The sequence below is a fragment of the Bradyrhizobium valentinum genome (assembly GCF_001440405.1).
GTDB classification, from domain to species: Bacteria; Pseudomonadota; Alphaproteobacteria; order Rhizobiales; family Xanthobacteraceae; genus Bradyrhizobium; species Bradyrhizobium valentinum.
This window is the reverse complement of record NZ_LLXX01000093.1, coordinates 1-4,339: the sequence shown is the minus strand read 5'-3', so window position 1 is coordinate 4,339 and position 4,339 is coordinate 1. Positions and strand designations below refer to the sequence as shown.

7 protein-coding genes are annotated in these 4,339 nt (G+C 59.7%); 4 read left to right on the top strand and 3 right to left on the bottom strand.

Annotated features, from left to right (window positions below; translation table 11 throughout):
• Positions 1 to 47 precede the first annotated feature (47 nt).
• Entirely contained in the window at positions 48 to 557 is a 510-nt protein-coding gene (locus CP49_RS14305; RefSeq protein WP_156434172.1) for a cysteine hydrolase family protein, read from the top strand.
• Between the two features lie 169 nt (positions 558 to 726).
• Here CP49_RS14305 and CP49_RS47280 read toward each other — a convergent pair whose 3' ends face one another.
• Entirely contained in the window at positions 727 to 960 is a 234-nt protein-coding gene (locus tag CP49_RS47280; protein ID WP_057850882.1) for a hypothetical protein, read from the bottom strand.
• Positions 854 to 1,339, bottom strand: a complete 486-nt coding sequence (locus tag CP49_RS47275; RefSeq protein ID WP_245310686.1) for a hypothetical protein — start codon at positions 1,337 to 1,339, stop codon at positions 854 to 856. Before CP49_RS47275 ends, CP49_RS47280 begins: the two co-directional genes overlap by 107 nt.
• Before the next feature lie 83 nt (positions 1,340 to 1,422).
• Here CP49_RS47275 and CP49_RS45995 point away from each other — a divergent pair, with 83 nt between their 5' ends.
• Together CP49_RS45995 and CP49_RS46690 are read left to right on the top strand one after the other, a co-directional pair.
• Positions 1,423 to 1,794, top strand: coding sequence for a hypothetical protein (locus CP49_RS45995; protein WP_156439782.1), 372 nt, complete (start codon positions 1,423 to 1,425; stop codon positions 1,792 to 1,794).
• Between the two features lie 498 nt (positions 1,795 to 2,292).
• Entirely contained in the window at positions 2,293 to 2,445 is a 153-nt protein-coding gene (locus tag CP49_RS46690) for a hypothetical protein (protein WP_156438406.1), read from the top strand.
• Positions 2,446 to 2,878: 433 nt separating this feature from the next.
• Here CP49_RS46690 and CP49_RS44605 read toward each other — a convergent pair whose 3' ends face one another.
• On the bottom strand, positions 2,879 to 3,952 hold the full coding sequence (locus CP49_RS44605; protein WP_156438404.1) for a hypothetical protein: 1,074 nt from the start codon (positions 3,950 to 3,952) through the stop codon (positions 2,879 to 2,881).
• A gap of 238 nt (positions 3,953 to 4,190) precedes the next feature.
• On the opposite strand from CP49_RS44605, the gene CP49_RS14275 reads away from it, so the two are divergent.
• Positions 4,191 to 4,339 (top strand): transposase (locus CP49_RS14275; RefSeq protein WP_338060353.1); only part of this gene is annotated, 149 nt, incomplete at its 3' end.

Sequence of the window (4,339 nt, the reverse complement as noted above, 5' to 3'; positions counted from 1 at the left end):
CAAGGTCATTTGACACGTAGATGCTTGCAGACCCACGACATAGTCGGGTGGTTTTGGTCAATCTGAGGCGCGGCGAAACGCCGGCTTCGGCCGATCTTGCCGCGCGGCACGTCAGTTTCTCATTACTGCAGACAGGCCTGGAGATGTTCACCGTCGCGTCGACCCTCATCGGGAAATGCCAGCCGTTCGGGATTACTGGTAGTCAGCAAGTCGTTCACTCGATGACGCAGCTGGACGTTGACGCCCTTTCCATTTGGCACGACCGGCGGTTTACGGACAATCTGGCTTCACCCGAAACCGGTATCATTTTCTTCGGAGGAAGCTGGCTCGAAGAGGAGATATTCATTGCCGCACTGCAGGCGGCCGAGCGCGGATATGACGTACGCTTGCTATCAGACGTCATCGCGGCGCGTGTTGAGGCGGACCGGTCACTCGTTTTCGATCGGCTGGCGCTTCATGGCATATTGGGGACTACCGTGCGGCAGACCCTGCTGGAATGGGCGGTGTATATGCATGATCCGCTTTTAATGCAAAAAGTTCAGCAGCTTCTATCGTGATCTGGGTTGCCCCGGGGCGCCTTGAGACGTCCGGACGCAGGCTCGCGTGAAGCGAGCCCGCGCGGCATCGGCCTTGCGGCGTCGATCCTGACGCAGACATGGTACCTGAGGCTCCCTCAGAACGTCCCTTCAATCGGGATGATCGAAACCAGTTTCGGCAGCTTGCCTCTTAGCGCGCGCTCGATTTCGCCGCGGCCATCGCGTAATTCGGGTTCGATGAAGGGAAGCCAAGAGCTCGGTAGATGTCCTCCTCCTTGGCGGCGATCACGGTTCGGCCTTTGTGGAGGCCGTGCACCTCAAGCCTCATGCCCTTCGTGTCGGCGAGTGACCGGAGCCCTTCCAAATGATCGGCCGATCCGGTGGCCTGGAGGAGCAGAGCGCCCAAGTGCTTGCGGTCGGCCACGTAAACCTTCAGGCCCGACGAATCCCGGATGGTCGGTTCTTTCCGAAACCGGCGTTTCTGCCACCAGGGCGAGCTCTCCGACGAGCTCGCAGCTCCGTCTCAACTCGCCGGCTATGGTCACGTGCTTCAGTTCGGGTTGTGTCTTCTCGAGAGTTTTCTTCGAATGCTCGAGCAGGGCGGCGGCGCGATGCAGATGAAGCAGCCCCGCGCTGCCCTTTGCAGTTTCGAGATTGTGCAGGATCTTCGTCTGCACTGCCGCACCGAGCCCCTTGGCCTTCTTGATCCGGTCTTGCTTGGTAGCTGCTTTCAGTTCGTCAAGCGAGGTGATGCCAAGATCCTTGTAGAGGCGCAGGACCTTGTCCGGGCGCAGCCCCGGCATGGTAGCAATTCCAGGACCCCCTGCGGGAATCTCCTCCCGAACCTTTCCCGCGCTGGTTTCTGTGCCCAGAGGGAGGACCTGCAATGAAGTGGTGTGCCCGCTGCGACAACTGTCATTGGGTGTGCGAGGAGCATCCGGACCAGCCGTGGTTAGGCGCGCGCGCCTGTACCTGCGGCGCTGCCGGAGCGGCATGCCCGGTCTGCAATCAATCCGATGAGTCCACCGCGCCGGATCTTCCCGAGGGATTTCAGCCGGATGTCGAAAGCTCTCAGCAGTTGCCGCGCTACACCGGCGTCGACATGGATGATCCGAACCGGCCGGAGATCGAGCATTTCGGCAACTGCCCGGTTTGCGGCGCCCTGGTTGACATGCGCGACCTCGGCCAGGTGATGGCGCATATGCAAGGCGAGCAGCCGCTCGATCTAACGGGTAAGCCAAAGTCAGATGAACAATAGATCGCGCGAAGCGCTGGTGGAAACTCAGCGCATCTCTCGTATGAGAGCGAAGGCGACCACGGCAAGTACGACCAGGGCGGCAAAACCGGCGATCCAGTAGATGATATCCATGGCCCGAAACGCGCCGCCCTCGCCGAACGTTCCTCGTCAGACCGTCGATACGCGGACCTTTGCGGGTAGACAACATTGACCCAGGCGTGCTGGACTGCATGCGAGGCGGCCTGGCCTCTATGCCCCCAAAGCCCCGAAGGCAGGTCATCCTCCTTCCGTCGCCGGTCGCTCGCGCTGGGCGGCCGGCGCGGACTGGAGCTTCTGTCAGCGCGAAGCGCTCGCTACCCACAAACGGAATGGCCGCAGCTTGCTCTGCGGCTTACCGGTCAGATTATGCTTGTCCGTGCTGAAATGCTTCACCTCGGCTGCTGGCACCAGCAATAGCAAGCGGGCACTATTTCTGCTCCGGGAAATTACGGAGCGGCAGCGTCACAGGACCACAAGGTCATGAACGCTGAAACGACGGCGAGCCACATCACCGCGGTGATGAAAATGGCGGCAACCCAACCAGGGCCTCGGCGCCGATACGTCATGCAAATGGCCAATCAAAAAGGGGCCAAGCGTGACTCGGATTTTGCGTTTGTCAACCGAGCGACCTGACAGCCGGCGGGGCGGCGTCTCGGTTTGCTGCCCATGCCGAAACGATTATGTCGGGTATGTTGCAGACCCGACAAACAAACCAGATTAATTGTTGTGGCGGGAAAGGGGGCTTTCACCGGAGTCGCTCCCAGCCCCCTTCGGGGTTGGATATGCGTATGTTCCCGGAATCGATAAAACGTCCCGCTTGTAAGCGGTGCGGCACTCGAACCGCGCTCGTAACGCATCGAACCAGAGGGCACAGGGCTCGAAAGCCGGATATTTACGTGCCCGAACTGTGAGTCCACACCGAGCACGTTGTTGTTGACCCTATCGGGTTGGTGACATGGTGCACATCTCGCTATGTCATTGACAATCGAAGCTTCGTTGCCGCGGATCTTGTGATACTACTGCGCGACCATTCGTCACCGCATGACCGACTTCCTGCCGATTCAGGTCAATCTCCCGGATCACATACGGTGCGCCCACGCAACTCTGTTTTGCCGGCAAGACACCATCGTACCACAGTCATCTTGCTGAGGCCCAAACGGCTTGCTGCCTCATGCAGGATCAGATCCCCACGTTCGGCGCGTTCGCCATCTCGGTAAACAGGAATGTTGTGGTCGTTGCGGAAGACACAAACGCGCTGCTGGGTCCACGTGCTGCCTTTAGCCGTGCGTGTGCCAAGCCGATTGAGAACGGAGGCAATGCTCCCGTCCGGCAGCAAACGAGCCAGATCACGGATCAGCTGCTCAGTTGAAGCATTGGTCTTCCACCGATGCTGTTCGGCCCGGTTCTTCACAACTTCGAGCATAGTATGGTCGCCGCCCTTCCAGTGCAATTTGAGGTGCAATACTCCTGGCTCGACGGTGACGATGATCTCTTCAAGAACCGCTCTCAATATCCGCTTTCGTGTCGCAACCGAGGCTGCCGGATGGCTCCACAGGCGCTCCACGTCTGTCCCTAGTCCAAAAATCTCTGCGCGTTCTGCGTCGGTTAGAGCGGGCGGCTGTTTGGCGTGGGCGATGCGAAGATCATCCTCGAGGCGCGCCCCTTCCGCAAGCCGTTCATTCCACCGCCGTTCGAGATCTCCAGCGACCTGGCGGTTTTCTGGATCAACCGCATCATATTGTCGGTGCGCGCGAGCCGCTTCATAGCGTGCCTGCCCCAGCTCCAGCTCTATGTGCTGCAGCCGCTCCCCGCCGGCTCGCTCGCGGTCCGCGATTGCTTGCAGGGCAGCGTCAAGGCCGAGAGGTGCAATCGCCGATAATACCTCGGCCGACACAGCTGCATCGATTCGCACATTGCCAAACTCAATGCACTTCGTCCGCCGTCCGTGATTAACGGTGGCGCCGTTGCAAAGGTAACGCGCAACACCTCGCAGCCCATTATGGTGCACCTTGAGCTTGCGATCAACGCGCGCGTTCCGTTCCTCCGTGAATTTTAGCCATTCCGTATTTCTGATTAGGCCACTGAGCCCGGAAACAGGCAGTACTAGATCCCGGCGCACCACCGCGTGGGCATCATCCAAGCAGCCGCACGAGCACCGCCGCCCTCATCGCGATTATGAGCCTGCAGACCGCAGTTGCTGGATAAGCGAGTCAAAAGCGGTCACGGTCTATACATCAGTATCATTGAAGGGCCGAGCGCGATCGGCTTTATGGTGCCGCAAGGATCCTTGACGGGCCACCGGGCCTTAGGTGGTGTGGACTCTAAGGATTCCCTTTTAGGACCAAATCAGATTCAAGACTGCTTTTGGGGAGGCAGTCTTGGGCGTGATGGATCGTTTATTGTTGAGCGAAGCGGCGTGGGAGCGGATGGCGCCGCTGATCATTGGCCGGCCTGACCAGAAGGGTTCGACCGGCCGTGACAACCGGATGTTCGTGGAAGGCGTGCTATGGGTCGTGCGTACGGGCTC

Excerpts from the sequence above, each read along its gene's own strand:
- CP49_RS47275 (WP_245310686.1), bottom strand. The coding sequence starts at position 1,339 with ATGCCGGGGCTGCGCCCGGACAAGGTCCTGCGCCTCTACAAGGATCTT.
- CP49_RS45995 (WP_156439782.1), top strand. The coding sequence starts at position 1,423 with ATGAAGTGGTGTGCCCGCTGCGACAACTGTCATTGGGTGTGCGAGGAG.
- CP49_RS46690 (WP_156438406.1), top strand. The coding sequence starts at position 2,293 with ATGAACGCTGAAACGACGGCGAGCCACATCACCGCGGTGATGAAAATG.